Genomic DNA, 26,466 nt, shown 5'->3' on the forward strand with positions numbered 1-26,466 from the left:
TCGACTCCAGAGTCAAGCGTTTTAAATATACAACGAGCGGACGATAAGAAAGTGCCCTGCAAAATAGCAGGCGGAGGAGATGGCGTTATCTGCGCTGAAGCGTTTGCGGTAGTGGCTACCCAGCCAGACCACGTTGCCAATCAGCAGCAGCGCGGCGCCGACAAAAGCCGAAAGCGCCGTACTGGTTGGGCGGAAGAACCAGAGTTCACCGGCCAGCCAGACCATGACCAGCGTCATAGCGAAAAATGTCAGTACAGGCAGACGCATCTCTTCCAGCCGCGACCAGATCACCGCCACTAACAGTGCGCCAATCACCAACAGCACCAGCGGTAACGGCCAGAAAAAAGAGAGCGTCATCTGGCTGGCAAAGTAGATGGTGTACAGCAAATGGGCGAGGAAAAAAGCCCCGAAGGCGTACAACATTTTTTGCCGTGACAGCAACATCAATGCATCACCCACCAGCGAAGCGCACAGACCCGCGAGTACCAGATAGCTGATGGCATCAAACATGGGCGCTTGCCAGGCCAGCAACAGCAGAAGGAGTAAGGTGACGGGTTTGAATACCCAGCGCTGCCATGCCGGGCCGCGATAAGACGCGTCGACATACAACCAGGCAGACAGACAGACAGCAATAAATGACCAAAGCATAATTAAGTCCCTGTATCTTTTAGCGTTGCGTGAATCTCTCTTATTCAGTGTAGTGGGGGGGAAAGGGGGATGACAATGCGACTCCCCCCTGAAGGGTGTAATTCCGCTTTTTCTGACGGGGTTATTTCTTTGCTTTCAGCTTTTTTTGCCACAGCAGCAGTTCAAAAACACCGAACAAAAAGATGCGCGCTTGTTCTGCTCTGGTCATTTGTGGACCCTCTTTCGGCAGGGCTGTTTTCAGCATGGTGGCCTGTAAGGCATGCATAAACACGGTAAAAACGAGCGCCACATTGACGAAAATATTCAACGGGCGTGGAAACGGCTGAATTAAATTCCACAGCAAAAAGACCCAGATGCAGAGCATCATCAGGCGTCCCAGATTAATCAGCAGCGGCATGCTTCTCTCCTTGCGCTTCGCGGTGATACAGACGATAGGCGACCTGACCCGCCACTTTTTCCCGATGCAATTGCCAGTGCGCAGGCACCGGCGGTTGCCCATTTTCTACTTCGCTTTCGATATAAACCAGCGCGTCATCGGCGAGCCAGCCATTGTTTTCCAGCAAACGCAGCGTCTCTTCCAGCATCCCTTTACGAAAGGGGGGATCGATAAACACAATATTGTGCGGCGTACCTGACGCCGCTAAAAACGCCAGCGTATTGGTATTAACCACGTTGGCATTCTTAGCATTGAGCGTGGACAGATTCTTTTGCAACTGCGCGGCAACACTGCGTTCCATTTCCAGCAGCGTGGCGCTGGCGGCATAACGCGAGAGCGCCTCCAGCCCCAGCGCCCCGCTGCCCGCGAAACAGTCGAGACAATGCGCGTCTACCATTGAAGGTGCCAGCCAGTTGAATAAGGTTTCCCGCACGCGGTCGGTCGTCGGGCGCAGGCCTGGGCTGTCGGGTACCGGCAACTTACGGCCTCGCCACTGCCCGCCAATAATGCGTATCTGGCCGCTGGCGGCACGGTTAGGTTTCTTCATGGTCATCGCTTTGGTCATCATTTCGGCCTGCTATTCTAGCGGCCCGACGCTGGACGTGAAACCCTAATCCGCAGGTCGTGATGAGCGTTAAGTAAAGTGGTAGACTATCCGACTAATTAACAAATGTTTTCAGCCCTGGTCGTGCAGACAGGCTGCGCCATGAATCAATCGCGAGGAGTGTAGTCGCCAATGGCAAATGAGAAGAAACGTGGCTTTTTTTCCTGGCTGGGCTTTGGACAGAAAGAACAGGCCGATGAGGCGCAAACCGGGCAACAACCGTCCCCTGAACATCCGGTAGAGGAGACGCCGGTTGTTAAGCCAGCTGTCGATAGCGAAAAATTCGCCGAAGAAGTCGTCGAAGTCACTGAGCAGCTCGCACAGGAAGAGGCCGCCCACGAGGATACGTTGCCGGAACTTGCGGTAGAAGCGCAGCATGCCAGCGTTGAGCATGAAGAACTGCCGTTGCCTGAAGAGGTGGCGCAGCAGGAAATCGGTGCGGAAGAGTGGCAGGCTGAAGCCGAACCGCAAGATGAGGCGGCCGCGGAAGAAACCGATCTGCCGTTGAGTGATGAAGCGCTGGATGCGCAGGCGCTGGCTGCCGAGGCGGCAGAAGAAGCGGTGCTGGTTGTGCCGGTGGAAGAGGCGGCAACCGGGCAGGAAGCGCTCGAACAGGAGAAACCAACAAAAGAGGGGTTCTTTGCGCGTCTTAAACGCAGCCTGCTAAAAACAAAAGAAAACCTCGGTTCCGGATTTATCAGTCTGTTCCGCGGTAAAAAGATCGACGATGATCTGTTTGAAGAGCTGGAAGAGCAACTGCTGATTGCAGATGTTGGGGTCGAAACCACGCGCAAAATCATCACCAACCTGACCGAAGGCGCCAGCCGTAAGCAACTGCGTGACGCAGAAGCACTTTATGGTTTGCTGAAAGAGGAAATGAGCGAGATCCTCGCGAAGGTCGACGCCCCGCTCAATGTGGACGGTAAAAAGCCGTTTGTTATTTTGATGGTTGGCGTGAACGGCGTGGGTAAAACTACCACCATTGGTAAACTGGCGCGCCAGTTTGAGCAGCAGGGGAAATCGGTGATGCTGGCAGCGGGGGATACGTTCCGTGCGGCCGCCGTTGAGCAGTTGCAGGTATGGGGCCAGCGTAACAATATTCCGGTAGTGGCCCAGCACACGGGTGCGGATTCCGCCTCGGTGATTTTTGACGCCATCCAGGCGGCAAAAGCACGCAATGTGGATGTGTTAATTGCCGATACTGCCGGGCGCTTGCAGAACAAAGCGCACCTGATGGAAGAGTTGAAAAAGATTGTCCGCGTGATGAAAAAGCTGGATGAAGATGCGCCGCACGAAGTGATGCTGACGCTTGATGCCAGCACCGGGCAAAATGCGATAAGCCAGGCCAAACTGTTTCACGAGGCGGTCGGGTTGAGCGGTATTACGCTGACGAAGCTGGATGGTACCGCCAAAGGCGGCGTGATTTTCTCGGTCGCGGATCAGTTTGGCATTCCTATTCGTTACATTGGCGTCGGCGAGCGTATTGAAGATCTACGTCCGTTTAATGCGGGCGATTTTATAGAGGCACTTTTTGCCCGAGAGGATTAATAATGATTCGCTTTGAACACGTCAGCAAAGCCTATCTTGGTGGGAGACAAGCGTTGCAGGGGGTGACTTTCCACCTGCAGCCGGGCGAGATGGCCTTTCTGACCGGGCATTCCGGTGCGGGGAAAAGCACCTTGCTGAAGCTTATCTGCGGGATTGAGCGGCCCAGCGCCGGTAAAATTCTGTTCGGTGGGCATGATATTACGCGTCTGAAGAACCGTGAAGTGCCGTTTTTGCGTCGTCAAATCGGTATGATTTTTCAGGATCACCATCTGTTGATGGACCGCACGGTATTCGACAATGTCGCGATCCCGCTGATTATTGCGGGTGCCAGCGGCGATGATATCCGCCGTCGTGTGTCGGCCGCGCTGGATAAAGTCGGCTTGCTCGACAAAGCGAAAAGTTTCCCCATCCAGCTTTCCGGCGGTGAACAGCAGCGCGTGGGCATTGCCCGGGCGGTGGTGAATAAGCCTGCGGTGCTGCTGGCGGATGAGCCGACCGGTAACCTGGATGAAGCGCTCTCTGAAGGGATCCTGCGTCTGTTCGAAGAGTTTAACCGCGTTGGGGTTACCGTGCTGATGGCGACGCACGATCTGGGGTTAATTTCCCGGCGTTCCTATCGCATGCTGAACCTGAGCGACGGCCATTTGCACGGAGGCCATGCGGGTGAATAAGCGTGATGCATTAAACCAGATCCGGCAGTTCGGCAGTAAGTTGGATCGTTTTCGTCAATCGTCTGGCTCGTCCGGCGACAGCAATCGCAATGCGGCGCGGCGCGGCAAAACACCGCCTAAAGCGCCATCGCGTAAAAGCAATGTTTTTAACGAACAGGTGCGCTACGCCTGGCATGGTGCTTTGCAGGATCTGAAAAGCAAACCGCTGGCGACATTCCTGACGGTGATGGTTATCGCCATCTCGCTGACGCTGCCGAGTGTCTGCTATATGGTGTATAAAAACGTCAACCAGGCGGCTTCGCAGTACTATCCTTCACCGCAGATCACCGTGTATTTCGACAAAGCGCTGGATGATAACGCCGCGCAGCAGGTGGTTGGGCAGTTGCAGTCCGAGCAGGGCGTTGAAAAGGTGAACTACCTGTCACGTGAGGATGCACTGGGTGAGTTCCGTAACTGGTCCGGCTTTGGCGGTGCGCTGGATATGCTGGAAGAGAACCCGTTGCCAGCGGTTGCAGTGGTGGTGCCCAAACTCGATTTCCAGGGCACGGACTCGCTGAATACGCTGCGCGATCGCATTTCGCATATTCAGGGCATCGATGAAGTGCGGATGGATGACAGCTGGTTTGCGCGCCTGGCCTCGCTGACCGGGCTGGTGGGGCGAGTGTCAGCCATGATTGGCGTTCTGATGGTGGCAGCCGTATTCCTGGTGATTGGCAACAGCGTGCGGCTGAGCATTTTTGCCCGCCGCGACACCATTAACGTGCAGAAACTGATTGGCGCAACGGATGGCTTTATTCTGCGTCCCTTCCTGTACGGTGGTGCTCTGCTGGGCTTCTCCGGTGCCTTTTTGTCGCTGATCCTGTCAGAAATCCTGGTGATGCGTTTGTCCTCGGCGGTAACCGAAGTGGCGAAGGTGTTTGGCACCCAATTTGAGCTGAGCGGATTGTCTTTTGATGAGTGTCTGTTGCTGTTGCTGGTGTGCTCCATGATTGGCTGGATCGCGGCCTGGCTGGCGACAGTGCAACATTTACGTCACTTTACTCCGGATTAAAAAAAGTCTGGTATACTCTTTCCCTGCAATGAAGTTCCCGTAGCAGGGAAAGCGTATGACCTCCTTTCTGCCGTTCCTTGCTTCGGTTTTCATCCTGATGTCACAATTTGTGCGTAATTTATTCACAACCCTACAAGGAACTTGTGGATAAAATCACTGTCTGATAAAAAAGTGGATGTTATTCTCGTTGCTGATAAGCGCTGGCATGTTTGTTGCCTGATGGGGACAGACCGCCGCCAGTTGAAAGTGAATTGAGAGGATTTGAATGACCAAAGAAATGCAAACTTTAGCTTTAGCCCCTGTTGGTAACCTGGAATCGTATATCCGGGCCGCTAACGCATGGCCGATGTTGACGGCTGATGAAGAACGGGCACTGGCTGAAAAGCTGCATTACCAGGGCGATCTGGAAGCAGCGAAAAAGCTGATTCTGTCTCACCTGCGCTTTGTTGTTCATATTGCTCGTAACTACTCAGGCTATGGTCTGCCGCAGGCGGATTTGATCCAGGAAGGGAACATCGGTCTGATGAAAGCCGTGCGTCGCTTCAACCCGGAAGTGGGAGTGCGTCTGGTCTCCTTCGCCGTGCACTGGATTAAAGCCGAAATCCATGAGTACGTGCTGCGCAACTGGCGTATCGTGAAAGTCGCGACCACCAAAGCACAGCGTAAGCTGTTCTTTAATTTGCGCAAAACCAAACAGCGTCTGGGTTGGTTCAACCAGGACGAAGTAGAAATGGTTGCCCGTGAACTGGGTGTTACCAGCAAAGACGTGCGTGAAATGGAATCACGTATGGCTGCGCAGGACATGACGTTTGACATGTCTTCCGATGACGATGCGCAGGACAGCCAGCCGATGGCTCCGGTGCTCTATCTGCAGGACAAATCATCCAACTTTGCCGATGGCATTGAAGATGATAACTGGGAAGAGCAGGCCGCGAATAAGCTGACCGATGCCATGCAGGGGCTTGACGAACGTAGCCAGCAGATTATCCGCGCGCGCTGGCTGGACGAAGAGAACAAGACCACGTTGCAGGAACTGGCTGACCGTTACGGCGTCTCTGCCGAACGTGTGCGTCAGCTCGAAAAGAACGCGATGAAAAAACTGCGCGCAGCGATCGAAGCGTAAGCATACTTGCCTTGAATAAGCCGGGTCGGCGCAAGCCTCACCCGGTTTTTTATTGCCTGATTACCATCCCATTATCACTCCCGGGCATAGCTCCTCCTCTCTTTTGTTGCACTTATCCTACTTTGCTTCTGTCACATCCTGGCAGCAGAGCTGTCCTGTCGGTGTCCCGTTGCTTGCGCGAAACTGAGCGAAATATCGCATTGCTAAAGGCGCTATATACTTGGTAGGCGGGCATACACAGACAGGGGACATAAACGTGAAGAATAACGAATTGCACCAGCGCCGTTTGCAGGCAACGCCGCGAGGGATTGGGGTGATGTGCGGTTTCTACGCCGAGAAAGCGGAGAACGCGACGCTGTGGGATGTGGAAGGGAATGAAGTGATCGATTTCGCTGCCGGGATCGCTGTGCTCAATACCGGGCACCGTCACCCTAAAGTGATCGCCGCAGTAGAAAAACAGTTGCAGGCATTTACGCACACGGCTTATCAAATCGTACCGTACGAAAGCTATGTCTCGCTGGCGGAACGCATTAATGCACGTGTGCCGGTGAATGGACCGGCGAAGACGGCGTTTTTTTCGACCGGTGCCGAAGCAGTTGAAAACGCCGTGAAAATTGCCCGTGCCTATACCCGTCGCCCGGGTGTTATTACTTTTGGCGGTGGCTTTCATGGTCGCACATTTATGACCATGGCGCTGACTGGCAAAGTCGCGCCCTACAAAATCGGTTTCGGCCCGTTTCCTGGTTCGATTTATCACGCGCAATACCCCAATGCACTACATGGCGTAAGCACAGAAGAGGCGCTGAAAAGCCTGGAACGTATCTTTAAGGCGGATATAGCCGCCGATCAGGTGGCGGCCATTCTACTGGAGCCGGTACAGGGTGAAGGCGGCTTCAACGTCGCACCGAATGATTTTATGCAGGCGCTGCGCGCATTATGCGACAGCCACGGTATTTTGCTGATTATGGACGAGGTGCAGAGCGGTTTTGCACGTACCGGCAAACTGTTTGCTTCTGAATATTATGACGTGAAACCTGATCTTATCACCATGGCTAAAAGCCTTGCCGGTGGGCTGCCTTTATCGGCCGTCGCCGGGCGTGCGGAGGTAATGGACGCACCAGCGCCTGGCGGTCTGGGCGGTACCTACGCCGGTAACCCACTGGCCGTCGCGGCAGCGCATGCGGTAATGGATGTGATTGAAGAAGAGGATCTTTGCGAGCGTGCTAATCATCTGGGCAAACATTTGGTGGAAGTGCTGAATAACGCCAAAGCGTATTGCCCGCATATTGCCGAGATTCGCGCTCAGGGTTCAATGGTGGCGGTGGAGTTTAACGATCCGCATACTGGCGCGCCGTCGCCGGAGTTTACCAAACAGGTACAGGATAAAGCGCTGGCTGCGGGGCTATTGCTGTTGAGTTGCGGTGTTTACGGTAACGTTATCCGGTTCCTGTATCCGCTGACTATCCCGGAAGTACAATTCCGTAAAGCGCTGGATATTCTGCACCAGTCGCTGACGCATTAATTATTCAGCCGCCTTATGGGCGGCTTTCTTCTCTTCTCTCATCACGCTGTCGTATAACCTTCAAAAATGTTATTCCATATTCCGAAAAATGGGGTATGTTTTAGCAGAGTATGCTGCCCAGGCACCGGCAGAATGGCTAATAACGACTATCATATTCTTTGCTTATGATAATAAGCAAAACAATGTGCCACACAACAACATCACAACAAATGCAATAACCATAACAATGGGGAATCTCAGGATGAAAATGAAGGGCAAAGCGTTACTGGCAGGATGTATTGCGTTAGCAATGAGCAACGTGGCATTCGCCAAAGATATCAAAGTTGCCGTTGTGGGTGCGATGTCCGGCCCGGTTGCGCAGTACGGTGACCAGGAATTTACCGGCGCTGAGCAGGCGATTGCCGATATCAACGCGAAGGGCGGCATCAAAGGCGACAAACTGGTTGCGGTAAAATATGACGATGCCTGTGACCCGAAACAAGCGGTTGCGGTTGCGAACAAAGTGGTCAATGACGGCATCAAATACGTTATTGGTCACCTGTGCTCCTCTTCTACTCAGCCAGCGTCAGACATTTATGAAGACGAAGGCATTCTGATGATCACACCTGCGGCGACAGCACCGGAGCTGACGGCGCGTGGTTACAAGCTGACGCTGCGTACTACCGGTCTGGATTCCGATCAGGGACCGACCGCGGCGAAATACATTCTGGAAAAAGTGAAGCCACAACGTGTTGCCGTTATTCATGACAAACAGCAATACGGCGAAGGGCTGGCGCGTGCTGTACAAGACGGGCTGAAAAAAGGCGGCGCGAATGTGGTGTTCTTTGATGGCATCACCGCAGGTGAAAAAGACTTTTCTACGCTGGTGGCGCGCCTGAAGAAAGAAAATATCGACTTCGTTTATTACGGTGGCTACCACCCGGAAATGGGCCAGATCCTGCGTCAGTCTCGTGCGGCAGGTCTGAAAACCGCCTTTATGGGGCCGGAAGGGGTAGCAAACGTCTCCTTGTCTAACATTGCCGGAGAATCGGCTGAAGGCATGCTGGTCACCAAGCCGAAGAACTACGATCAGGTGCCGGCGAACAAACCGATTGTGGATGCGATCAAAGCTAAAAAACAGGATCCAAGTGGTGCATTCGTGTGGACCACCTACGCAGCGCTGCAGTCACTGGCTGCGGGTCTGAACCAGTCTGCCGATCCGGCGGCTATCGCAACGTATCTGAAAGGCCACTCGGTGGATACCGTTATGGGGCCGCTCTCCTGGGATGAGAAAGGCGATCTGAAAGGCTTTGAGTTCGGTGTCTTCACCTGGCATGCGAACGGCACAGCGACCGACGCGAAGTGAGAGTGAACTGACTGTCGCCTGTCGTGCCGTTGGCACGTTGGCGGCATTCACTGGCCCCGGTTGCTGACATCAGCCAGCGCCGGGGCTTTGCCGGTTTGCCGCAGCCTTGCCGCAAACGGTAAGAATAACTATGCCGGGTAAGCGTCGCGCTGCCCGGCATTTTTTTAGCGTTTTTCCCAGCCGTTTTTCTGCGCGGTAAAACCCAGCGCCTGCGTAAAGGCGGCCATCACCCCTCTGTCTTCGACACCGATATCCATTATCCACCAACTGGTGATAGCAGGGTTATCGCGGATCACTTCCTCCACCAGATATTGCCCTACACCACGGCGGCGAGTGACGTCCCGCACGCGAAGTGAGTCCAGCGCGCCTTCCGTTCCGCGCAAGGTTACGCGAACGGCGGCCAGCAAACGGTCATTAAAACGCGCGGCATAAATGCGGTGCGTGTCGTCAACATCCAGAGAGGCGGGTGAGTATTCCGGCCAGACCTTCGCTAAATCAATATGATCCTGCTCGGTAAACGTTACCAGTCGGATAATAGTCAATTTCATCTACAGCTTGTCCAAAAGGCGAAAGATACTGTGAGTGTAATCAATTTGCCTGACGGGGTCTGAGAGTTTTTTATTTTTCATGCAACAGGCGAATAATTTTGCCGCAGCCGCTGAGGTAGCGTGAAACATTGGAGATCGAAAAACACGCAGGATTTTAACCTGAACACTAGTGATTTATTCCGCTCTTTGTACCATTATTTTATGCTGGGGTCGGGGCTTTTTTTGTTTATCTCCGATTAAATACAGAATATTATCTCTGCTTAATCGCCTGAAAAATAGAGGATTTAGTCTGGTTTTTGGCAAAAGACTGCGCTAAACCATTAAAGGCACTGGTAAAAATAGCGTTGTACATTAAAAGTACAGTCCGCTTTTAACCATAATAAAACAAAATTATTACACAAATAATTCATGCTCCCGGTGCCCGTGGGCCTGTGAGCTGAAGCGTGAAGTGTAAACACGACATCACGAATGGGGATTTACAAAAAATGAAAAGGAACGCGAAGACGTTGATCGCGGGGATGGTTGCACTTGCGATGTCTCACGCGGCCATGGCGGCAGAGATTAAAGTCGCGGTTGTCGGTGCGATGTCCGGTCCGGTTGCCCAGTGGGGCGACATGGAGTTTAACGGCGCGCGGCAGGCCATTCACGATATTAATGCCAAAGGCGGGATCAAGGGCGACAAACTGGTTGCCGTGGAATATGACGATGCCTGTGATCCGAAACAAGCCGTTGCTGTCGCAAACAAAATTGTTAACGACGGCGTTAAATATGTGATTGGCCATCTTTGCTCATCATCCACGCAGCCGGCGTCCGATATTTATGAAGACGAAGGCATTCTGATGATTACCCCTGGTGCGACGAACCCGGAACTGACCCAGCGCGGCTATCAGCACATTATGCGTACTGCCGGGCTGGACTCTTCGCAGGGACCCACTGCTGCCAAATATATTCTTGGCACAGTTAAACCGCAGCGCATCGCTATTATTCACGATAAGCAACAGTACGGCGAAGGCCTTGCACGTTCAGTGCAAGAAGGCCTGAAAGCTGGCGGTGCAAACGTTGTGTTCTTCGACGGAATCACCGCGGGTGAAAAAGATTTTTCAGCGCTGATTGCGCGTCTGAAAAAAGAAAATATCGACTTTGTCTACTACGGTGGTTACTACCCGGAAATGGGGCAAATGCTGCGTCAGGCGCGTTCCAACGGCCTGAAAATCCAGTTTATGGGCCCGGAAGGTGTGGGCAATGCCTCGCTCTCCAACATTGCGGGTGATGCGGCGGAAGGCATGTTGGTCACAATGCCGAAACGCTATGACCAGGATCCGGCGAACCAGAGTATCGTTGATGCGCTGAAAGCAGAGAAAAAAGATCCGAGCGGCCCGTATGTGTGGATCACTTACGCCGCTGTACAGTCGCTGGCGACAGCGCTGGAGCGCACCGGCGGCGGTGAGCCGCTTGCACTGATCAAAGATTTAAAAGCCAACGGGGCTAAAACCGTAATTGGGCCGCTGAACTGGGATGAAAAAGGCGATCTGAAGGGATTTGATTTTGGTGTCTTCCAATGGCACAGCGATGGTTCGTCGTCTGTGGCGAAATAACTGTCATCCCTCTCTCCGGGCGCAACGTCCGGAGAGATTTAAGAAGGTTATGTTATGTCCGAGCAGTTTCTTTATTTCTTGCAGCAGATGTTTAACGGCGTCACGCTGGGAAGCACTTATGCATTGATCGCCATTGGTTACACCATGGTTTACGGCATTATCGGCATGATTAACTTCGCCCATGGCGAGGTGTACATGATCGGTAGTTATGTCTCTTTTATGATTATCGCTGCGCTAATGATGATGGGCATCGACTCCAGCTGGTTGCTGGTGGCAGCCGGTTTCGTCGGCGCTATTGTGATTGCCAGCGCCTATGGCTGGAGCATCGAACGGGTGGCCTATCGCCCCGTGCGTAACTCCAAGCGCCTGATTGCGCTCATCTCCGCCATCGGTATGTCTATCTTTCTGCAAAACTACGTCAGCCTGACCGAAGGTTCGCGTGATGTGGCATTGCCAAGCCTGTTTAATGGCCAGTGGGTTGTAGGCCATAGTGAAAACTTCTCCGCAAGTATCACGACCATGCAGTTAGTTATCTGGATTGTGACCCTGGTTTCCATGCTGGCGCTGACGCTGTTTATCCGTTATTCCCGTATGGGCCGCGCCTGCCGCGCCTGTTCTGAGGATTTGAAAATGGCCAGCCTGCTGGGCATCAACACGGACCGCGTGATCGCACTGACTTTTGTGATCGGTGCAGCAATGGCGGCTGTGGCGGGTGTTCTGCTGGGGCAATTTTATGGCGTTATCAACCCTTATATCGGTTTTATGGCTGGGATGAAGGCTTTTACCGCGGCGGTACTGGGCGGTATCGGCAGTATTCCTGGTGCAATGATCGGTGGGTTGATCCTCGGGGTAGCGGAGTCCCTCTCTTCGGCGTATTTAAGCACCGAATATAAAGATGTGGTGTCGTTTGCGCTGTTGATCGTGGTGTTGCTGGTGATGCCTACCGGTATCCTCGGTCGCCCGGAGGTTGAAAAAGTATGAAACCGATGCATTTTGCGATGGCGCTGCTTTCAGCTGCGATGTTCTTTATCCTCGCGAGCGTCTTTATGGGTGTGCAACTGGAACTGGATGGCACCAAACTGGTGGTCGACACCGCGGCGGATATCCGTTGGCAGTGGGTATTTATCGGCACCGCAGTGGTCTTTTTCTTCCAACTGTTGCGCCCGGTTTTCCAGAAATCCCTGAAAGGTGTTTCCGGGCCGAAATTCGTTCTGCCGGCGATTGATGGTTCAACCCTCAAGCAGAAACTGTTCCTGCTGGCGCTGTTGGTGATTGCCGTGGTGTGGCCGTTTGTGGTGTCACGCGGTACGGTAGACATTGCCACCATGACGATGATTTATATCATCCTCGGTCTGGGGCTGAACGTAGTGGTAGGGCTGTCTGGGCTGCTGGTGCTGGGCTACGGCGGGTTCTATGCCATTGGCGCTTACACCTTTGCGTTGTTGAACCATTATTACGGTCTTGGTTTCTGGACGTGTCTGCCGCTGGCCGGGCTTGTCTCCGCGGCTGCGGGTTTCCTGCTTGGCTTCCCGGTGCTGCGCTTGCGCGGTGATTATCTGGCGATTGTCACGCTGGGTTTCGGCGAGATTGTTCGCATTTTGCTGCTGAATAACACCGAAGTGACCGGTGGTCCGAACGGCATTAGCCAGATCCCTAAACCGACGCTGTTTGGCCTCGAGTTCAGCCGTACGGCACGTGAGGGCGGTTGGGATACCTTCAGCAATTTCTTCCATGTCGATTACGATCCTAGCGACCGGGTGGTGTTCCTCTACTTAGTGGCGCTGCTGCTGGTGGTCCTGACCCTGTTTGTGATCAACCGCCTGTTGCGGATGCCGCTGGGCCGCGCATGGGAAGCCCTGCGTGAAGACGAAATCGCTTGTCGCTCACTGGGCTTAAGTCCGACCCGTATTAAGCTGACGGCGTTTACCATAAGCGCGGCATTTGCCGGCTTCGCCGGGACGTTGTTTGCGGCTCGCCAGGGGTTTGTCAGCCCGGAGTCGTTCACTTTCGCCGAATCGGCCTTTGTACTGGCGATTGTGGTACTGGGGGGAATGGGGTCGCAGTTTGCAGTGATCCTTGCGGCGATTCTGCTGGTAGTGTCCCGCGAACTGATGCGTGACTTTAACGAGTACAGCATGTTGATGCTGGGTGGTTTGATGGTACTGATGATGATCTGGCGTCCGCAGGGCTTGCTGCCGATGACCCGTCCACAGTTAAAACTGAAAGATGGGCAAGTGAAAGGAGAGCAGGCATGAGTCAGCCTTTGTTATCCGTTGACGGTCTGATGATGCGTTTTGGCGGCCTGCTGGCCGTGAACAACGTGTCGCTTGAACTGCGTGAACAGGAAATTGTCTCGCTGATTGGCCCTAACGGTGCCGGCAAAACCACCGTTTTTAACTGCCTGACCGGTTTTTATAAGCCAACGGGCGGCACCATTAAACTGCGCGAGCAGCATCTGGAAGGGCTGCCGGGGCAGCAAATCGCCCGTATGGGTGTGGTGCGTACGTTCCAGCATGTGCGGTTGTTCCGTGAAATGACGGTGATTGAAAACCTGCTCGTAGCGCAACACCAGCAGCTTAAAACAGGCGTATTTGCCGGGTTACTGAAAACGCCATCATTCCGCCGTGCGCAAAGTGAAGCGCTGGACCGGGCAGCAACCTGGCTGGATCGTATTGGTTTGTTAGCGCACGCTAACCGCCAGGCCAGCAACCTCGCTTATGGAGACCAGCGTCGTCTGGAGATTGTTCGTTGCATGGTGACGCAGCCGGAAATTCTGATGCTCGATGAACCGGCCGCGGGTCTGAACCCGAAAGAGACCAAAGAACTGGACGAGCTGATCGTAGAGCTGCGTAACAATCACAACACGACAATCCTGCTTATTGAGCATGATATGAAGCTGGTAATGGGCATTTCCGACAGAATTTATGTGGTGAACCAGGGGACGCCGCTGGCGAACGGAACGCCGGAAGAGATCCGCAATAATCCGGATGTGATCCGCGCCTATCTGGGTGAGGCATAAGATGGAAAAAGTGATGTTATCTTTTGACAAAGTAAGTGCCCACTACGGCAAAATTCAGGCTCTGCACGATGTCAGTCTGCACATTAATCAGGGTGAGATTGTGACGCTGATTGGCGCGAATGGCGCGGGAAAAACGACGCTGCTGGGTACTCTGTGCGGCGATCCGCGCGCCACCAGTGGGCGCATTGTGTTTGATGGCAAAGATATTACCGACTGGCAAACCGCAAAGATCATGCGGGAAGCGGTGGCGATCGTTCCAGAAGGGCGACGTGTCTTCTCGCGTATGACGGTGGAAGAGAACCTGGCCATGGGCGGTTTTTTTGCCGACAGTACGCAGTATCAGACGCGTATTAAATGGGTTTACGAGCTGTTTCCGCGTTTGCATGAACGCCGCATTCAGCGTGCGGGCACCATGTCCGGCGGCGAACAGCAGATGCTGGCTATTGGCCGTGCACTGATGAGCCAGCCGCGTTTGCTGCTGCTGGACGAACCATCGCTTGGGCTGGCGCCGATTATTATTCAACAAATCTTCGACACCATTGAACAGTTGCGTAAAGAAGGGATGACCATCTTCCTCGTTGAGCAGAACGCCAACCAGGCGCTGAAGCTTGCCGACCGCGGCTACGTGCTGGAAAACGGTCATGTGGTGCTGGAAGATACCGGGGATGCCTTGCTGGCAAACGAAGCTGTGCGTAGCGCTTATCTGGGCGGTTAATCTTTTCCTCAAAATGCCCAAACCGGTCACTTGTGGCCGGTTTTTTATTGTCTTAAAAGTGCCATGCCGGGATGCTGCCGGCGGATTTGATGGGATATGATGCGTGCGGCGCTTGAGGCTTTTTGCCTCATGACAGTCGGTCGTTGTGCGGCAGAAAGAAGAAAGCCCCGAAGGTAAATTTTCAATTCACCAATGCACTGCACCCATTTCTTGGAGTACCCACCACGGGGCATTAGATATTCATTGCCTGAATACTTGATTTGTATGCAAAATGAACCCCACAGATACTCTAACAGGGAACAAAAGAGAGGCTTCTTGAAGGCCACGTATGTATTTATGGCGGTAACGGAATCTGGTGTTCAGATTTTGTCCAGCGCCACGGAATGTACCCTGGTCCCGGTTACAGAAGACTTCGCCATTTATAGGCACTGAATATGAAACACATAACCCTTTTGCTGCTGGCTATTTCATCAGCTTCGATTGCTGCCCCTAAACTACCTGACGCGGAGCAAGTTGCGCTTACGTTTAACAAATGGTACATGCAGCAGATAAATCAAGAAAAGGAACCAATTGAAGGGACTATCATCGACAAATACGTAACCCGTGACACACTCAAAAAGTTAAGAATGGCGAACACGCCACAGCACGCAGATGATATGTATTACGATAGCGATTTCTTCATAAAAACCCAGGATTGGGATAAAGACTGGGTGACTGACGTTACGGTGTTATTTGGTGCTTACGATCCTGTTTGCACAACCGCTTATATTGCGTTCGGCAAAAATAAGAAACACATAATTGCAGATTGTATGGTGCAGGAAGACGGCGCTTGGAAGATTCAATCTGTTAGCATAGGGAGCGCTTCTGAAGCTATCACACCGATAAAGTAACTATATTTACCATGACATTACTGGCCCGCCCCCTCGGAGGCGCTCAGCTCGGTTCTGTGGCCTTCAGCCTGTTTCTGACGCCTCTGTCCATCTCGTGAAAAAACGCGCATGATAATTCCGGCACGCTTGCATGGCTATGCACTTAGATCTGCTCTCCACAAGTTAATGATTACAGATTATGAAATGTCCGCTTTTGGCACTCAGCTGCCATAAGACGATCAAACAACTCAGAGGACATTTCTGTCTCGCGATAAAGGTGCCTTTTCTGCTTTGCGTTGACAGAGCAGCAGGCTGTGAAACAACCGCGGACCTTACTCTGGTGTGTCTTTATGGTGTGTTTCACACTGTTAATATTCATCTGGCTGACCCGAAAATCGCTACAGAGATGTCGACCAGGATGTGGCGGCTTTCATGGCTTACGAATCCGGTTAGTAGCAACCTGGGGGCAGAGAGCAATCCCGGCCTTTTCAGGAGAGGGTGTCTGGTATTTCGCTGAGCGTCTTTATAAAGGGCTTCTCTGCAAGTGGGCACGCCCTTTCCCTTGTCTTCCGGCGATTCGCCATTTTTCCTTCACCTTACTATCATCCTACCGACATTTCCCTGACGTCTGATTGTCATTTATTTGTAATTAAACAGTTATTTTTCTGTCATTCGAGCGTGTCATGTTACCTCGCGAGCATAAAACGCGTGATATCGCGCACCCCGAATAACAAGAGAGAGCACAATGACAACGTTACGACATACAGCTTTGGGTCTGGCGCTGGGATTCGTTTTTGCCGGCAATGCCATGGCCGCAACCACCATTCCATTCTGGCATTCCATGGAGGGGGAGTTAGGTAAAGAAGTTGACTCCCTGGCGCAACGTTTCAATGAAACCCACCCGGATTACAAAATCGTACCGGTGTACAAAGGCAACTATGAACAGAGCCTGAGTGCCGGTATTGCGGCATTCCGTACCGGTAATGCCCCGGCGATTTTGCAGGTTTATGAAGTGGGTACCGCGACCATGATGGCCTCGAAAGCGATCAAACCGGTGTACCAGGTATTTAAAGACGCGGGCATCAACTTTGATGAAAGCCAGTTCGTTCCTACGGTGGCAGGCTATTACACCGACTCTAAAACCGGCCATTTGCTCTCTCAGCCGTTCAACAGCTCCACGCCAGTGCTGTATTACAACAAAGATGCCTTCAAAAAAGCGGGCCTGAACCCGGATCAGCCGCCAAAAACCTGGCAGGATCTGGCCGAATACACCGCGAAGCTGAAAGCAGCGGGTATGAAATGCGGTTACGCCAGCGGCTGGCAGGGCTGGATCCAGATTGAAAACTTCAGTGCCTGGCATGGTCTGCCAGTGGCAACCAAAAACAACGGTTTTGACGGCACTGACGCCGTGCTGGAATTCAATAAACCGGAGCAGGTCAAACACATTGCGATGCTTGAAGAGCTGAATAAGAAAGGGGATTTCAGCTACTTTGGGCGTAAAGATGAATCAACCGAGAAGTTCTATAATGGCGATTGCGCGATCACGACTGCCTCTTCAGGGTCACTTGCAGATATTCGTCACTATGCGAAATTTAACTACGGTGTGGGCATGATGCCTTACGACGCTACCGTGAAAGGTGCGCCGCAGAACGCCATTATCGGCGGGGCCAGCCTGTGGGTGATGCAGGGTAAAGACGCGGCGACCTACAAAGGGGTTGCCCAGTTCCTGGAATACCTGGCTAAACCGGAAAATGCCGCCGAATGGCACCAAAAAACCGGCTACCTGCCGATTACCACCGCTGCGTATGACCTGACCCGTAAAGAGGGCTTCTACGACAAGAACCCGGGTGCGGACATCGCCACACGTCAGATGTTGAACAAACCGCCGTTGGCATTTACCAAAGGTTTGCGTCTGGGCAACATGCCCCAGATCCGTACTATCGTGGATGAAGAACTGGAAAGCGTATGGACCGGTAAAAAATCCCCGCAACAGGCGCTGGATGCAGCCGTAGAGCGCGGAAACCAGTTGCTGCGCCGTTTCGAGCAGTCCACCAAGTCCTGATGTCACCCTGCCGGATGGCGCTCCGTTTACCCGGCTACGTAAGTCCCCTGGCCGGGTAAGCCGAATCGGCTGCCCGGCATTTTCTTAAAAGAGCCGCTCTATGTCCTCATCCCGTCCGGTGTTTCGTTCGCGCTGGCTGCCTTATCTTCTGGTTGCGCCGCAACTGGCAATCACCCTTATTTTCTTTATCTGGCCTGCGGGCGAAGCGTTGTGGTACTCCGTACAAAGCGTTGATCCGTTCGGTCTTTCCAGCCAGTTTGTTGGGTTGGATAACTTCGTCGCGCTGTTTCACGACAGCTATTATCTCGACGCCTTCTGGACGACGATCCGCTTTAGTGCGCTGGTGACCTTTAGCGGTCTGATTGTCTCGCTGTTTTTCGCCGCGCTGGTGGATAACGTGGTACGCGGTAGCCGGATTTACCAAACGCTTATGCTGTTGCCCTACGCCGTCGCGCCCGCAGTGGCCGCGGTGCTGTGGATCTTCCTCTTTAACCCAGGACGTGGGCTGATCACCCATTTTCTGGAGCAGTTTGGTTACGACTGGAACCACGCGCAGAACAGCGGCCAGGCGATGTTCCTGGTGGTGTTTGCCTCGGTCTGGAAGCAGATCAGTTACAACTTCCTGTTCTTTTTCGCCGCGCTGCAATCGATTCCTCGTTCGCTGGCGGAAGCTGCGGCCATTGATGGCGCAGGGCCAGTGCGACGTTTCTTTAAACTTTCGCTGCCACTGATTGCGCCGGTGAGTTTTTTCCTGCTGGTGGTCAACCTGGTGTACGCCTTCTTTGATACCTTCCCGGTGATCGATGCCGCAACGGCGGGTGGGCCTGTACAGGCGACCACCACCCTGATTTATAAAATCTACCGCGAAGGTTTCGCCGGCCTGGATCTGTCGGCCTCTGCGGCTCAGTCGGTGGTATTGATGGTGCTGGTGGTGATATTGACGGTCGTTCAGTTCCGTTATGTTGAAAGTAAGGTGCGCTACCAATGATTGAGAATCGCCCCGGGCTGACGCTGTTCAGCCATATCATGCTTATTCTCGGGATCGCGGTCGTGCTGTTCCCGCTGTATGTCGCCTTTGTCACCGCTACGCTGGATATTAACGCAGTATATGACACCCCGATGACGCTGATCCCCGGCACCCATCTTTGGGAAAACCTGCGCAATATCTGGGTGAATGGCGTTGGTGTGAACAGCGCGCCTTTCTGGCTGATGCTGACCAACAGCTTCATTATGGCGCTGGTGATCACTGTCGGGAAAATCGCCGTCTCGATCCTCTCTGCCTTTGCCATTGTCTGGTTTCGCTTCCCGCTGCGAAATCTCTTCTTCTGGATGATTTTCAGTACGCTGATGCTGCCGGTGGAAGTGCGTATCTTTCCGACGGTAGAAGTGATCGCCAATCTGAAAATGATCGACAGTTATACCGGTTTAACGCTGCCGCTGATGGCTTCGGCCACGGCGACATTCCTGTTCCGTCAGTTCTTTATGACGCTGCCGGATGAGTTAATCGAAGCGGCGCGTATTGACGGGGCGTCACCGATGCGCTTTTTCCGCGACATTGTGCTGCCGCTATCCAAAACCAACCTCGCGGCGCTGTTTGTCATCACCTTTATCTACGGCTGGAACCAGTATCTGTGGCCGTTGCTGATTATCAGCGACGTCAACCTCGGTACGGCGGTCGCGGGCGTGAAGGGCATGATCGCCAGTGGTGAAGGCACCACGCAATGGAACCAGGTGATGGCGGCGATGTTACTGACCTTGCTCCCCCCGGTGATTATCGTTTTAGCCATGCAACGTGCGTTTGTGCGTGGTTTAGTGGACAGTGAGAAATAAGATGGCAGGATTGAAATTACAAGCGGTGACGAAAAGTTGGGACAGCGGAAAGACACAGGTGATCCAACCGTTGACGCTGGATGTCGCCGACGGCGAATTTATTGTCATGGTTGGGCCCTCAGGCTGTGGTAAGTCCACCCTGCTGCGCATGGTGGCCGGGCTGGAGCGCGTTTCCAGCGGCGACATCTGGATCGACAGCCAGCGCGTAACCGAAATGGAGCCGAAGGATCGCGGTATCGCAATGGTGTTTCAGAATTATGCGCTCTATCCGCATATGAGCGTCGAAGAGAACATGGCGTGGGGACTCAAGATCCGCGGGATGGGCAAAGAGCATATTGCCGGGCGCGTCGCAGAGGCGGCACGCATTCTTGAACTGGAAGGGATGCTAAAGCGCCGCCCGCGTGAACTCTCCGGCGGGCAGCGCCAGCGTGTTGCGATGGGGCGCGCGATAGTTCGCGATCCGGCCGTGTTCCTGTTTGATGAGCCGCTTTCTAACCTCGACGCCAAACTGCGCGTGCAGATGCGTCTGGAGTTGCAACAACTCCATCGTCGCCTGAAAACTACCTCCTTGTACGTGACCCACGATCAGGTCGAAGCCATGACCCTGGCGCAGCGCGTGATGGTGATGAACAAAGGGGTCGCGGAGCAGATTGGCACCCCGGTTGAGGTGTATGAAAAGCCTGCCAGCCGCTTTGTGGCGAGTTTTATCGGCAGCCCAGCCATGAATTTGCTGGACGGTCGCATTAGCAGCGCAGGTACCCATTTTGAACTGGATAGCGGCATGGCGTTGCCCATCAATTGGTACTATCGCGGCTATGCCGGGCGCAAGATGACGCTGGGTATCCGCCCGGAACATATTGCGTTAAGCTCACAGTCCGCAGGTGGTGTCCCGCTGGTGATGGAGACGCTGGAAATGCTCGGCGCAGATAATCTGGCTCATGGCCGCTGGGGCGAGCAGAAGTTGGTGGTGCGTCTGGCGCATCAGGAACGCCCGGCGGCGGGCAGCACGTTATGGCTGCATGTGCCGGAAAATCACCTGCACTTTTTTGATGGTGAAACAGGACAACGCGTATGAGTAACTGGCCCTATCCCCGGATTGTCGCCCACCGTGGCGGCGGCAAACTGGCTCCGGAAAATACCCTTGCCGCAATTGACGTTGGCGCCCGCTTTGGGCACACGATGATCGAGTTTGACGCCAAGCTTTCAAAAGATGGGCAGATCTTTTTGCTGCACGACGACAATCTCGAGCGCACCAGTAACGGTTGGGGCGTGGCGGGGGAACTGGCGTGGAACGACTTGCTCAAAGTCGATGCTGGCGGTTGGTACAGCGGCGAATTTAAAGGTGAACCGTTGCCCCTCCTTTCGCAAGTGGCTGAGCGCTGCCGTGAACACGGTATGATGGCCAATATCGAAATCAAACCGACTACCGGCACGGGGCCACTGACCGGGAAAGTAGTGGCGCTGGCGGCTCGCGAACTCTGGGCCGATCAAACCGCACCGCTGCTGTCGTCGTTTGAAATCGATGCCCTGGAGGCTGCACAGCAGGCGGCTCCTGAGTTACCGCGTGGGTTACTGCTGGATGCATGGCGCGATGACTGGCAGGCGCTAACAACTCGCCTCGGATGTGTCTCTTTACACCTGAATCACCGTCTGTTGGATGAGTCGCGCACACGTATGCTGCATGATGCCGGGCTACGTATTCTGGTCTATACCGTCAACGATCCCCAGCGTGCACAAACGTTGCTGCGCTGGGGTGTTGACTGTATCTGTACCGATAACATTGAAGAAATCGGCCCGCATTTCCAGTTTTAAGGTGTTGTGGACAGCGGTGTGCTCTGCAGCAAACCGCCGCTCTGGTTTTGCGGCAGCATATGTTGCTGTGTGCCGGGGCTCACAGTGCTGTTCGCTCCGCTACTGAGCAGGTTGCCGCTCTGGTTTTGCGGCAACATATGCTGTTGCGTCTTCACCCTGCCGTCATTATTGATCCCCTGGCTGAGCATTCCGCCGTTGGTATTGGGGAGCACTTGCTGGCGGCTGGGATCGAACTCCCCCGGCTGAGCCTGCCTTACGCGTTGCGAGTTGTTGTTGATTTGCGTTTGTAGCTGCTGCTGTTGCTGGCGCGTTTGCGTCTGTAACTGTTGATTCAGCATCCCTTTCTGTTGCTGTTGTTGGTTGAGCATCCGCGTTTCCATGCGTTGCTGGCTGGGGATCACATAACCCGGTTGGTTCGGATTATTGGTGGTGTTCAGCGGCTGCGCAAAAGCGGTAAATGGCAGCAGAGCCGCCACAAACAGGTATTTTTTCATTTTCCTTTCCTCCATTGAGGCTCTCCTTAAGTTTACCTGCTTTCATTCATGAAAATGATTTTTTAGGAGTTGTGAACCAGGCTTAAGCGGGGACTGTAGCCCTTATTCTGGAGAACGACGATGATGAAACCGAAGTTGACGCGTTGGGTGGCGATTGCGGCCCTGACGGCGGCAGGCTGTTTTAGCGTAGGCGCAGCGCCCCCCCCGGCGCAGGCACCTGCACCCGTATCTTACGGTGTAGAAGCGGACGTCTTCCATCCTGTGCGCGCGAAGCAGGGCATGGTGGCCTCAGTAGATGAAGCGGCGACCCGTGTCGGTGTTGATATCCTGAAGCAGGGTGGTAATGCGGTAGATGCCGCCGTTGCGGTGGGTTATGCGCTGGCCGTCACCCATCCGCAAGCCGGGAATCTTGGGGGCGGCGGTTTTATGATGCTGCGCACCAAAGACGGGAAGGTGACTGCTATCGACTTCCGCGAAATGGCACCAGCGGCAGCGTCACGAGATATGTTCCTCGACGATCAAGGCAACCCGGACAGTAAAAAATCGCTGACTTCACATCTGGCCTCCGGCACCCCCGGCACTGTGGCGGGCTTTTCGCTTGCGCTGGAAAAGTACGGCACATTACCGCTTAACAAAGTGGTGCAACCCGCCATCAAGCTGGCTAAGCAGGGCTTTATCGTCAATGACGCCCTGGCAGATGACCTGAAAACCTACGGTAGCGAAGTGTTGCCGAACCATGAAAACAGCAAAGCAATTTTCTGGAAGGACGGTGAGCCGCTGAAAAAGGGCGATAAACTGGTACAAAGCAACCTGGCTAAAAGTCTGGAATTGATTGCCGAAAAGGGGCCGGATGGTTTCTATAAAGGCGCGATTGCAGAGCAGATCACGCAAGAGATGAGCAAGAACGGCGGGCTTATCACGAAAGAGGACCTGGCAAATTACAAAGCGGTGGAGCGCACGCCCATCAGCGGTGATTATCGTGGTTATCAGGTTTATTCAATGCCGCCACCGTCTTCGGGGGGCATCCATATTGTGCAGATCCTCAACATCCTTGAAAACTTCGACATGGCGAAATATGGCTTTGGTAGTGCCGACGCCATGCAGGTGATGGCAGAGGCGGAAAAATATGCCTATGCCGATCGTTCTGAATATCTCGGCGATCCTGATTTTGTAAAAGTGCCCTGGCAGGCGCTGACCAGCAAAGCTTATGCGAAAGAGATCGCCAGTAAGATCGATATCAACAAAGCACGCCCTTCCAGCCAAATTCGCCCCGGGAAGCTGGAACCCTACGAGAGTAATCAAACCACGCATTTCTCGGTGGTTGATAAAGACGGCAATGCGGTTTCCGTGACCTATACGCTGAATACCACCTTTGGCACCGGTATTGTCGCCGGGAATACGGGCATTTTGCTGAATAACGAAATGGACGATTTCTCCGCCAAACCCGGCGTGCCGAATGTGTACGGGCTGGTGGGCGGCGATGCAAACGCCGTGGGGCCGGGTAAGCGCCCGCTCTCGTCAATGTCGCCCACGATTGTGGTGAAAGACGGCAAAACCTGGCTGGTTACGGGCAGTCCTGGAGGGAGTCGCATTATCACCACTGTGCTGCAAATGATCGTTAACAGCATTGATTTCGGGATGAACGTCGCCGAAGCGACCAGTGCGCCGCGTTTCCATCATCAATGGCTGCCGGATGAATTGCGCGTTGAGAAAGGCTTCAGCCCGGACACGCAAAAATTGCTTGAGCAGCGTGGGCAAAAAGTGGTGGTAAAAGCCGCGATGGGCAGTACGCAGAGCATTATGGTAGAGCCGGATGGTACGCTGTATGGCGCGTCCGATCCGCGTTCGGTGGATGATTTAACGGCCGGGTATTAAACATTACCCTCTCCCCCACGGGGAGAGGGTAAGCATTAGCCTTTCATGCGCGCCATAAAGTAAGAGTCGACATATTCACCGTTGCGAAACGCAAAACGTTTTGCGGTACCTTCAATTTCAAAACCGAACTTACGGTACAGGGCGAGCGCCGGCGCGTTATCCACAAAGACCGTCAGCTCAATACGTTCAATGCGCAACCAGTTATCACATAAGTTGATCATTTCACGCATCAGCGCACTGGCGACGCCACGATTATGGAACGCTGCAGATACCGCCATGCCAAACACGGCCACATGGCTACGACGCTGATTCTGTTCCACCGTCAGGGTCAGATTTCCTACCACCTGCCCATCAATACAGGCAACCAGCTGTCGGCGACCCGTCTGCGGTTTAAGGCGATCTTCCCACAGTTCGGCCGGAGGATGAGGGAGTTGTAGCAGGTTATGATACACCTCAGGGTGCGCATAAAACTGGCGTAAGGCGTCTGCATCGCGCGCTTCAGCATGGCGTATCACTATCTCACTCATCCTGCTTCTCCTTGTTGGTCGGTATGACCTCCACCTTCCTGGCTTTGTTACACAGCGTCAACTGCCATTTTTTGCAAAAAGGAGTAGACAAGTGCGAATGATAATGATTATTATTGCCATGCGTTCAGGGAAACCGTTGCGGTAATCCTGAAAGCACGACATTGCTCACATTGCTTCCAGTATTTTCTTAGCCAGCCGGGTGCTGGCTTTTTTTTGCCCTGAATCTGGCGGTCTTTTAGGAAGTGGTTCAGGGACAATCTCCGCCAGGTTGCGCTATGGTAGAGGCAGTCACCTTAACAAGGACTGGATCATGACCTTACATTGCGCATTTATCGGCTTTGGCAAAAGCACGACCCGTTATCACCTACCTTATGTTTTAAACCGGAAAGCGAGCTGGAATGTGGCGCATATTTTCCGTCGCCATCCCAAGCCAGAAGAGCAGAACCCGCACTACCAGCACATCCATTTCACCAGCGACCTTGATGATATTTTTAATGATCCTCAGGTTAAACTGGTGATCGTTTGCACGCACGCTGACAGCCACGTTGAGTATGCGAAGCGCGCGCTGGAAGCGGGTAAAAATGTGCTGGTCGAAAAACCGTTTACCCCGACAATGACAGAAGCCATCACCCTTTTTGAGCTGGCGAAGCGTAAAAAACTGACGGTTACGCCATATCAGAATCGCCGCTTCGACGCCTGTTTCCTGACCACCAAAAAAGCCATCGAAAGCGGTAAGCTGGGCGATATCGTCGAAATCGAAAGCCATTTTGATTACTACCGCCCAGTGGCTGAAACGAAGCCAGGCCTGCCGCAGGATGGCTCGTTTTACGGTCTGGGTGTGCACACGATGGATCAAATCATTTCGCTGTTTGGTCGCCCGGATCACGCCGCATATGACATTCGTAGCCTGCGTAATAAAGCCAACCCGGATGATACCTTCGAGGCGCAACTGTTTTATGGTGACCTGAAAGCCATCGTCAAAACCAGCCATTTGGTGAAGCTCGACTATCCGAAATTCATTGTGCATGGTACGAAAGGGTCGTTCATTAAATACGGTATCGATCAGCAGGAAACCAGCCTGAAGGCCAATATCATGCCGTGGGATGACGGGTTTGCGGTGGACGAGAGTATCGGCATTCTTGAATATGTGAATGCGGCTGGTGAGTCGGTGCGTGAGGAGATTGCTCCTGAAACCGGCGACTATGGGCGCGTCTATGATGCGCTGTACGATACGCTGGTGAACGGTGCGCCAAATTACGTCAAGGAATCTGAAGTTCTCACTAATCTTGAGCTGTTAGAACGCGCTTTTGAGCAGGCCTCTCCTGCCACGGTAACCCTCGCTAAATAGCCTGAAATGACTCCTCTGTACTTGTTCATTTTTTTTGAACAGAGGAGTCAATTTTCACCCTCTATGATCGTTGAACGATTGCGTCCACACTTACCCCATCGACAACATACGGGGGTAAAAAAAATGATCTTCTTACGCAAAGCAAACGACCGTGGTCATGCAAATCATGGCTGGCTGGATTCCTGGCACACCTTCTCTTTCGCAAATTATTATGACCCGAATTTTATGGGCTTCTCGGCACTCCGCGTTATCAACGACGACGTGATCGACCCAGGCCAGGGCTTTGGTACACATCCGCACAAAGACATGGAAATCCTGACTTATGTGCTGGAAGGCGCCGTTGAGCACCAGGACAGCATGGGCAATAAAGAGCAGGTTCCGGCGGGCGAATTCCAGATTATGAGTGCGGGCACCGGGGTGCGTCACTCAGAATACAACCCGAGCGATACCGAGCGTCTGCGTCTGTACCAGATCTGGATCATTCCGGAAACGAACGGCATCACGCCGCGTTATGAGCAGCGTCGTTTTGACGCGGCGCAGGGCAAACAGTTGGTGCTGTCGCCGCAAGCGCGCGACGGTTCGTTGAAAGTGCATCAGGACATGGAGCTTTATCGCTGGGCACTGTTGAAAGATGAGCAGTCTGTGCACCAAATCGCGGCTGACCGCCGTGTGTGGATCCAGGTCGTAAAAGGTGACGTCACCATTAACGGTACCAAAGCTACCACCAGCGATGGTCTGGCCATTTGGGATGAGCAGGCGATTTCGGTTCACGCTGATAGCGACAGTGAAATCCTGTTGTTCGACCTGCCGCCGGTATGATGTGG

General features: G+C 53.5%; 27 protein-coding genes and 1 pseudogene. 22 read left to right on the forward strand and 6 right to left on the reverse strand.

The features are described 5' to 3' along the window. Positions 1-21: 21 nt before the first annotated feature. The 3 genes from ACUY4S_RS01700 to rsmD all read right to left on the reverse strand — a co-directional run bounded on the left by ACUY4S_RS01700 (position 22) and on the right by rsmD (position 1,631). Positions 22-648 carry a lysoplasmalogenase gene (locus tag ACUY4S_RS01700; protein WP_312689780.1) on the reverse strand — a complete coding sequence of 209 codons (627 nt, stop codon included), beginning with the start codon at positions 646-648 and terminating at the stop codon, positions 22-24. A 121-nt stretch (positions 649-769) separates the two neighbouring features. Continuing rightward, the gene (locus tag ACUY4S_RS01705; protein WP_312689926.1) at positions 770-1,039 is read right to left on the reverse strand and encodes a DUF1145 family protein; all 270 of its coding nucleotides are present in this window, start codon (positions 1,037-1,039) and stop codon (positions 770-772) included. After that, complete coding sequence (gene rsmD, locus ACUY4S_RS01710; protein WP_312689925.1) at positions 1,029-1,631, reverse strand: 16S rRNA (guanine(966)-N(2))-methyltransferase; 603 nt, start codon at positions 1,629-1,631, stop codon at positions 1,029-1,031. Before rsmD ends, ACUY4S_RS01705 begins: the two co-directional genes overlap by 11 nt. A gap of 189 nt (positions 1,632-1,820) precedes the next feature. Here rsmD and ftsY point away from each other — a divergent pair, with 189 nt between their 5' ends. From ftsY to ACUY4S_RS01740, 6 genes are all read left to right on the forward strand, one after another. Beyond that, positions 1,821-3,236, forward strand: coding sequence for a signal recognition particle-docking protein FtsY (gene ftsY / locus ACUY4S_RS01715; RefSeq protein ID WP_458023241.1), 1,416 nt, complete (start codon positions 1,821-1,823; stop codon positions 3,234-3,236). A gap of 2 nt (positions 3,237-3,238) precedes the next feature. Then, positions 3,239-3,907, forward strand: a complete 669-nt coding sequence (gene ftsE / locus ACUY4S_RS01720; protein WP_312689776.1) for a cell division ATP-binding protein FtsE — start codon at positions 3,239-3,241, stop codon at positions 3,905-3,907. Further along, positions 3,900-4,958 (forward strand): permease-like cell division protein FtsX, encoded by a 1,059-nt coding sequence (gene ftsX / locus ACUY4S_RS01725; RefSeq protein WP_312689924.1) that lies wholly within the window; start codon positions 3,900-3,902, stop codon positions 4,956-4,958. The genes ftsE and ftsX overlap by 8 nt, the downstream gene beginning before the upstream one ends. 265 nt (positions 4,959-5,223) lie before the next feature. After that, positions 5,224-6,081 carry an RNA polymerase sigma factor RpoH gene (gene rpoH / locus ACUY4S_RS01730; RefSeq protein WP_312689774.1) on the forward strand — a complete coding sequence of 286 codons (858 nt, stop codon included), beginning with the start codon at positions 5,224-5,226 and terminating at the stop codon, positions 6,079-6,081. Between the two features lie 256 nt (positions 6,082-6,337). Continuing rightward, a complete protein-coding gene (locus tag ACUY4S_RS01735) occupies positions 6,338-7,603 on the forward strand; it encodes a 4-aminobutyrate--2-oxoglutarate transaminase (protein ID WP_458023240.1) in 1,266 nt (421 codons plus the stop codon). A 241-nt stretch (positions 7,604-7,844) separates the two neighbouring features. Then, entirely contained in the window at positions 7,845-8,948 is a 1,104-nt protein-coding gene (locus tag ACUY4S_RS01740) for a branched-chain amino acid ABC transporter substrate-binding protein (protein WP_312689770.1), read from the forward strand. Positions 8,949-9,112: 164 nt separating this feature from the next. On the opposite strand, the gene panM is transcribed toward ACUY4S_RS01740, so the two are convergent. Next, a complete protein-coding gene (gene panM, locus ACUY4S_RS01745; RefSeq protein ID WP_312689768.1) occupies positions 9,113-9,496 on the reverse strand; it encodes an aspartate 1-decarboxylase autocleavage activator PanM in 384 nt (127 codons plus the stop codon). A gap of 485 nt (positions 9,497-9,981) precedes the next feature. Here panM and livK point away from each other — a divergent pair, with 485 nt between their 5' ends. The 13 genes and pseudogenes from livK to ugpQ all read left to right on the forward strand — a co-directional run bounded on the left by livK (position 9,982) and on the right by ugpQ (position 21,398). Next, complete coding sequence (livK, locus tag ACUY4S_RS01750) at positions 9,982-11,091, forward strand: high-affinity branched-chain amino acid ABC transporter substrate-binding protein LivK (protein ID WP_312689766.1); 1,110 nt, start codon at positions 9,982-9,984, stop codon at positions 11,089-11,091. 54 nt (positions 11,092-11,145) lie between these two features. After that, entirely contained in the window at positions 11,146-12,072 is a 927-nt protein-coding gene (livH, locus tag ACUY4S_RS01755; protein ID WP_312689764.1) for a high-affinity branched-chain amino acid ABC transporter permease LivH, read from the forward strand. Continuing rightward, positions 12,069-13,346 carry a high-affinity branched-chain amino acid ABC transporter permease LivM gene (locus ACUY4S_RS01760; RefSeq protein ID WP_458022863.1) on the forward strand — a complete coding sequence of 426 codons (1,278 nt, stop codon included), beginning with the start codon at positions 12,069-12,071 and terminating at the stop codon, positions 13,344-13,346. Before livH ends, ACUY4S_RS01760 begins: the two co-directional genes overlap by 4 nt. Next, entirely contained in the window at positions 13,343-14,110 is a 768-nt protein-coding gene (gene livG, locus ACUY4S_RS01765; RefSeq protein ID WP_312689760.1) for a high-affinity branched-chain amino acid ABC transporter ATP-binding protein LivG, read from the forward strand. Before ACUY4S_RS01760 ends, livG begins: the two co-directional genes overlap by 4 nt. 1 nt (position 14,111) lies before the next feature. After that, positions 14,112-14,825 (forward strand): high-affinity branched-chain amino acid ABC transporter ATP-binding protein LivF, encoded by a 714-nt coding sequence (gene livF, locus ACUY4S_RS01770; RefSeq protein ID WP_312689758.1) that lies wholly within the window; start codon positions 14,112-14,114, stop codon positions 14,823-14,825. A gap of 434 nt (positions 14,826-15,259) precedes the next feature. Beyond that, positions 15,260-15,715: a DUF3828 domain-containing protein gene (locus tag ACUY4S_RS01775; protein WP_458022864.1), complete on the forward strand. Its 456-nt coding sequence runs from the start codon at positions 15,260-15,262 to the stop codon at positions 15,713-15,715. A 178-nt stretch (positions 15,716-15,893) separates the two neighbouring features. Next, a pseudogene (locus tag ACUY4S_RS01780) lies at positions 15,894-16,055 on the forward strand (hypothetical protein); the annotation flags it as partial. Continuing rightward, positions 16,045-16,326 (forward strand): type I toxin-antitoxin system Hok/Gef family toxin, encoded by a 282-nt coding sequence (locus tag ACUY4S_RS23255; protein ID WP_505311342.1) that lies wholly within the window; start codon positions 16,045-16,047, stop codon positions 16,324-16,326. The pseudogene ACUY4S_RS01780 and the gene ACUY4S_RS23255, both read left to right, overlap by 11 nt. Positions 16,327-16,439: 113 nt before the next feature. After that, positions 16,440-17,756 (forward strand): sn-glycerol-3-phosphate ABC transporter substrate-binding protein UgpB, encoded by a 1,317-nt coding sequence (gene ugpB / locus ACUY4S_RS01790; RefSeq protein WP_312689754.1) that lies wholly within the window; start codon positions 16,440-16,442, stop codon positions 17,754-17,756. 100 nt (positions 17,757-17,856) lie between these two features. After that, a complete protein-coding gene (gene ugpA / locus ACUY4S_RS01795; protein WP_312689752.1) occupies positions 17,857-18,744 on the forward strand; it encodes a sn-glycerol-3-phosphate ABC transporter permease UgpA in 888 nt (295 codons plus the stop codon). Further along, positions 18,741-19,586, forward strand: a complete 846-nt coding sequence (gene ugpE / locus ACUY4S_RS01800) for a sn-glycerol-3-phosphate ABC transporter permease UgpE (RefSeq protein ID WP_312689750.1) — start codon at positions 18,741-18,743, stop codon at positions 19,584-19,586. The genes ugpA and ugpE overlap by 4 nt, the downstream gene beginning before the upstream one ends. A gap of 1 nt (position 19,587) precedes the next feature. Next, positions 19,588-20,661 (forward strand): sn-glycerol-3-phosphate import ATP-binding protein UgpC, encoded by a 1,074-nt coding sequence (locus ACUY4S_RS01805; RefSeq protein ID WP_312689748.1) that lies wholly within the window; start codon positions 19,588-19,590, stop codon positions 20,659-20,661. Then, positions 20,658-21,398, forward strand: coding sequence for a glycerophosphodiester phosphodiesterase (ugpQ, locus tag ACUY4S_RS01810; RefSeq protein WP_312689746.1), 741 nt, complete (start codon positions 20,658-20,660; stop codon positions 21,396-21,398). The genes ACUY4S_RS01805 and ugpQ overlap by 4 nt, the downstream gene beginning before the upstream one ends. Here ugpQ and ACUY4S_RS01815 read toward each other — a convergent pair. Then, a complete protein-coding gene (locus ACUY4S_RS01815) occupies positions 21,395-21,892 on the reverse strand; it encodes a DUF2756 family protein (RefSeq protein WP_312689744.1) in 498 nt (165 codons plus the stop codon). The two genes, ugpQ and ACUY4S_RS01815, sit on opposite strands and share 4 nt — an antisense overlap. 120 nt (positions 21,893-22,012) lie before the next feature. On the opposite strand from ACUY4S_RS01815, the gene ggt reads away from it, so the two are divergent. Next, entirely contained in the window at positions 22,013-23,767 is a 1,755-nt protein-coding gene (ggt, locus tag ACUY4S_RS01820) for a gamma-glutamyltransferase (RefSeq protein WP_458022865.1), read from the forward strand. 35 nt (positions 23,768-23,802) lie between these two features. On the opposite strand, the gene yhhY is transcribed toward ggt, so the two are convergent. Beyond that, positions 23,803-24,294, reverse strand: coding sequence for an N-acetyltransferase (yhhY, locus tag ACUY4S_RS01825; RefSeq protein ID WP_312689740.1), 492 nt, complete (start codon positions 24,292-24,294; stop codon positions 23,803-23,805). 310 nt (positions 24,295-24,604) lie between these two features. Here yhhY and ACUY4S_RS01830 point away from each other — a divergent pair, with 310 nt between their 5' ends. Together ACUY4S_RS01830 and ACUY4S_RS01835 are read left to right on the forward strand one after the other, a co-directional pair. Beyond that, entirely contained in the window at positions 24,605-25,642 is a 1,038-nt protein-coding gene (locus ACUY4S_RS01830; RefSeq protein WP_312689738.1) for an oxidoreductase, read from the forward strand. 123 nt (positions 25,643-25,765) lie between these two features. Then, positions 25,766-26,461 carry a pirin family protein gene (locus tag ACUY4S_RS01835; protein ID WP_312689736.1) on the forward strand — a complete coding sequence of 232 codons (696 nt, stop codon included), beginning with the start codon at positions 25,766-25,768 and terminating at the stop codon, positions 26,459-26,461. Positions 26,462-26,466: the final 5 nt, after the last annotated feature.

The sequence above is a fragment of the Kosakonia beeri genome, assembly GCF_054165705.1.

What these genes read in the sequence shown, in the direction of transcription:
- ugpQ (WP_312689746.1), top strand. Translation starts at nt 20,658, where the DNA reads ATGAGTAACTGGCCCTATCCCCGGATTGTCGCCCACCGTGGCGGCGGC.
- ACUY4S_RS01805 (WP_312689748.1), top strand. Translation starts at nt 19,588, where the DNA reads ATGGCAGGATTGAAATTACAAGCGGTGACGAAAAGTTGGGACAGCGGA.
- ggt (WP_458022865.1), top strand. Translation starts at nt 22,013, where the DNA reads ATGATGAAACCGAAGTTGACGCGTTGGGTGGCGATTGCGGCCCTGACG.
- yhhY (WP_312689740.1), bottom strand. Translation starts at nt 24,294, where the DNA reads ATGAGTGAGATAGTGATACGCCATGCTGAAGCGCGCGATGCAGACGCC.
- livH (WP_312689764.1), top strand. Translation starts at nt 11,146, where the DNA reads ATGTCCGAGCAGTTTCTTTATTTCTTGCAGCAGATGTTTAACGGCGTC.
- ftsE (WP_312689776.1), top strand. Translation starts at nt 3,239, where the DNA reads ATGATTCGCTTTGAACACGTCAGCAAAGCCTATCTTGGTGGGAGACAA.
- ACUY4S_RS01775 (WP_458022864.1), top strand. Translation starts at nt 15,260, where the DNA reads ATGAAACACATAACCCTTTTGCTGCTGGCTATTTCATCAGCTTCGATT.
- livF (WP_312689758.1), top strand. Translation starts at nt 14,112, where the DNA reads ATGGAAAAAGTGATGTTATCTTTTGACAAAGTAAGTGCCCACTACGGC.
- ACUY4S_RS23255 (WP_505311342.1), top strand. Translation starts at nt 16,045, where the DNA reads ATGGTGTGTTTCACACTGTTAATATTCATCTGGCTGACCCGAAAATCG.
- ugpB (WP_312689754.1), top strand. Translation starts at nt 16,440, where the DNA reads ATGACAACGTTACGACATACAGCTTTGGGTCTGGCGCTGGGATTCGTT.
- panM (WP_312689768.1), bottom strand. Translation starts at nt 9,496, where the DNA reads ATGAAATTGACTATTATCCGACTGGTAACGTTTACCGAGCAGGATCAT.
- ugpA (WP_312689752.1), top strand. Translation starts at nt 17,857, where the DNA reads ATGTCCTCATCCCGTCCGGTGTTTCGTTCGCGCTGGCTGCCTTATCTT.
- ugpE (WP_312689750.1), top strand. Translation starts at nt 18,741, where the DNA reads ATGATTGAGAATCGCCCCGGGCTGACGCTGTTCAGCCATATCATGCTT.
- rsmD (WP_312689925.1), bottom strand. Translation starts at nt 1,631, where the DNA reads ATGAAGAAACCTAACCGTGCCGCCAGCGGCCAGATACGCATTATTGGC.
- rpoH (WP_312689774.1), top strand. Translation starts at nt 5,224, where the DNA reads ATGACCAAAGAAATGCAAACTTTAGCTTTAGCCCCTGTTGGTAACCTG.
- ACUY4S_RS01760 (WP_458022863.1), top strand. Translation starts at nt 12,069, where the DNA reads ATGAAACCGATGCATTTTGCGATGGCGCTGCTTTCAGCTGCGATGTTC.
- livK (WP_312689766.1), top strand. Translation starts at nt 9,982, where the DNA reads ATGAAAAGGAACGCGAAGACGTTGATCGCGGGGATGGTTGCACTTGCG.
- ACUY4S_RS01835 (WP_312689736.1), top strand. Translation starts at nt 25,766, where the DNA reads ATGATCTTCTTACGCAAAGCAAACGACCGTGGTCATGCAAATCATGGC.
- ACUY4S_RS01700 (WP_312689780.1), bottom strand. Translation starts at nt 648, where the DNA reads ATGCTTTGGTCATTTATTGCTGTCTGTCTGTCTGCCTGGTTGTATGTC.
- ACUY4S_RS01815 (WP_312689744.1), bottom strand. Translation starts at nt 21,892, where the DNA reads ATGAAAAAATACCTGTTTGTGGCGGCTCTGCTGCCATTTACCGCTTTT.
- livG (WP_312689760.1), top strand. Translation starts at nt 13,343, where the DNA reads ATGAGTCAGCCTTTGTTATCCGTTGACGGTCTGATGATGCGTTTTGGC.
- ftsY (WP_458023241.1), top strand. Translation starts at nt 1,821, where the DNA reads ATGGCAAATGAGAAGAAACGTGGCTTTTTTTCCTGGCTGGGCTTTGGA.
- ACUY4S_RS01830 (WP_312689738.1), top strand. Translation starts at nt 24,605, where the DNA reads ATGACCTTACATTGCGCATTTATCGGCTTTGGCAAAAGCACGACCCGT.
- ACUY4S_RS01740 (WP_312689770.1), top strand. Translation starts at nt 7,845, where the DNA reads ATGAAAATGAAGGGCAAAGCGTTACTGGCAGGATGTATTGCGTTAGCA.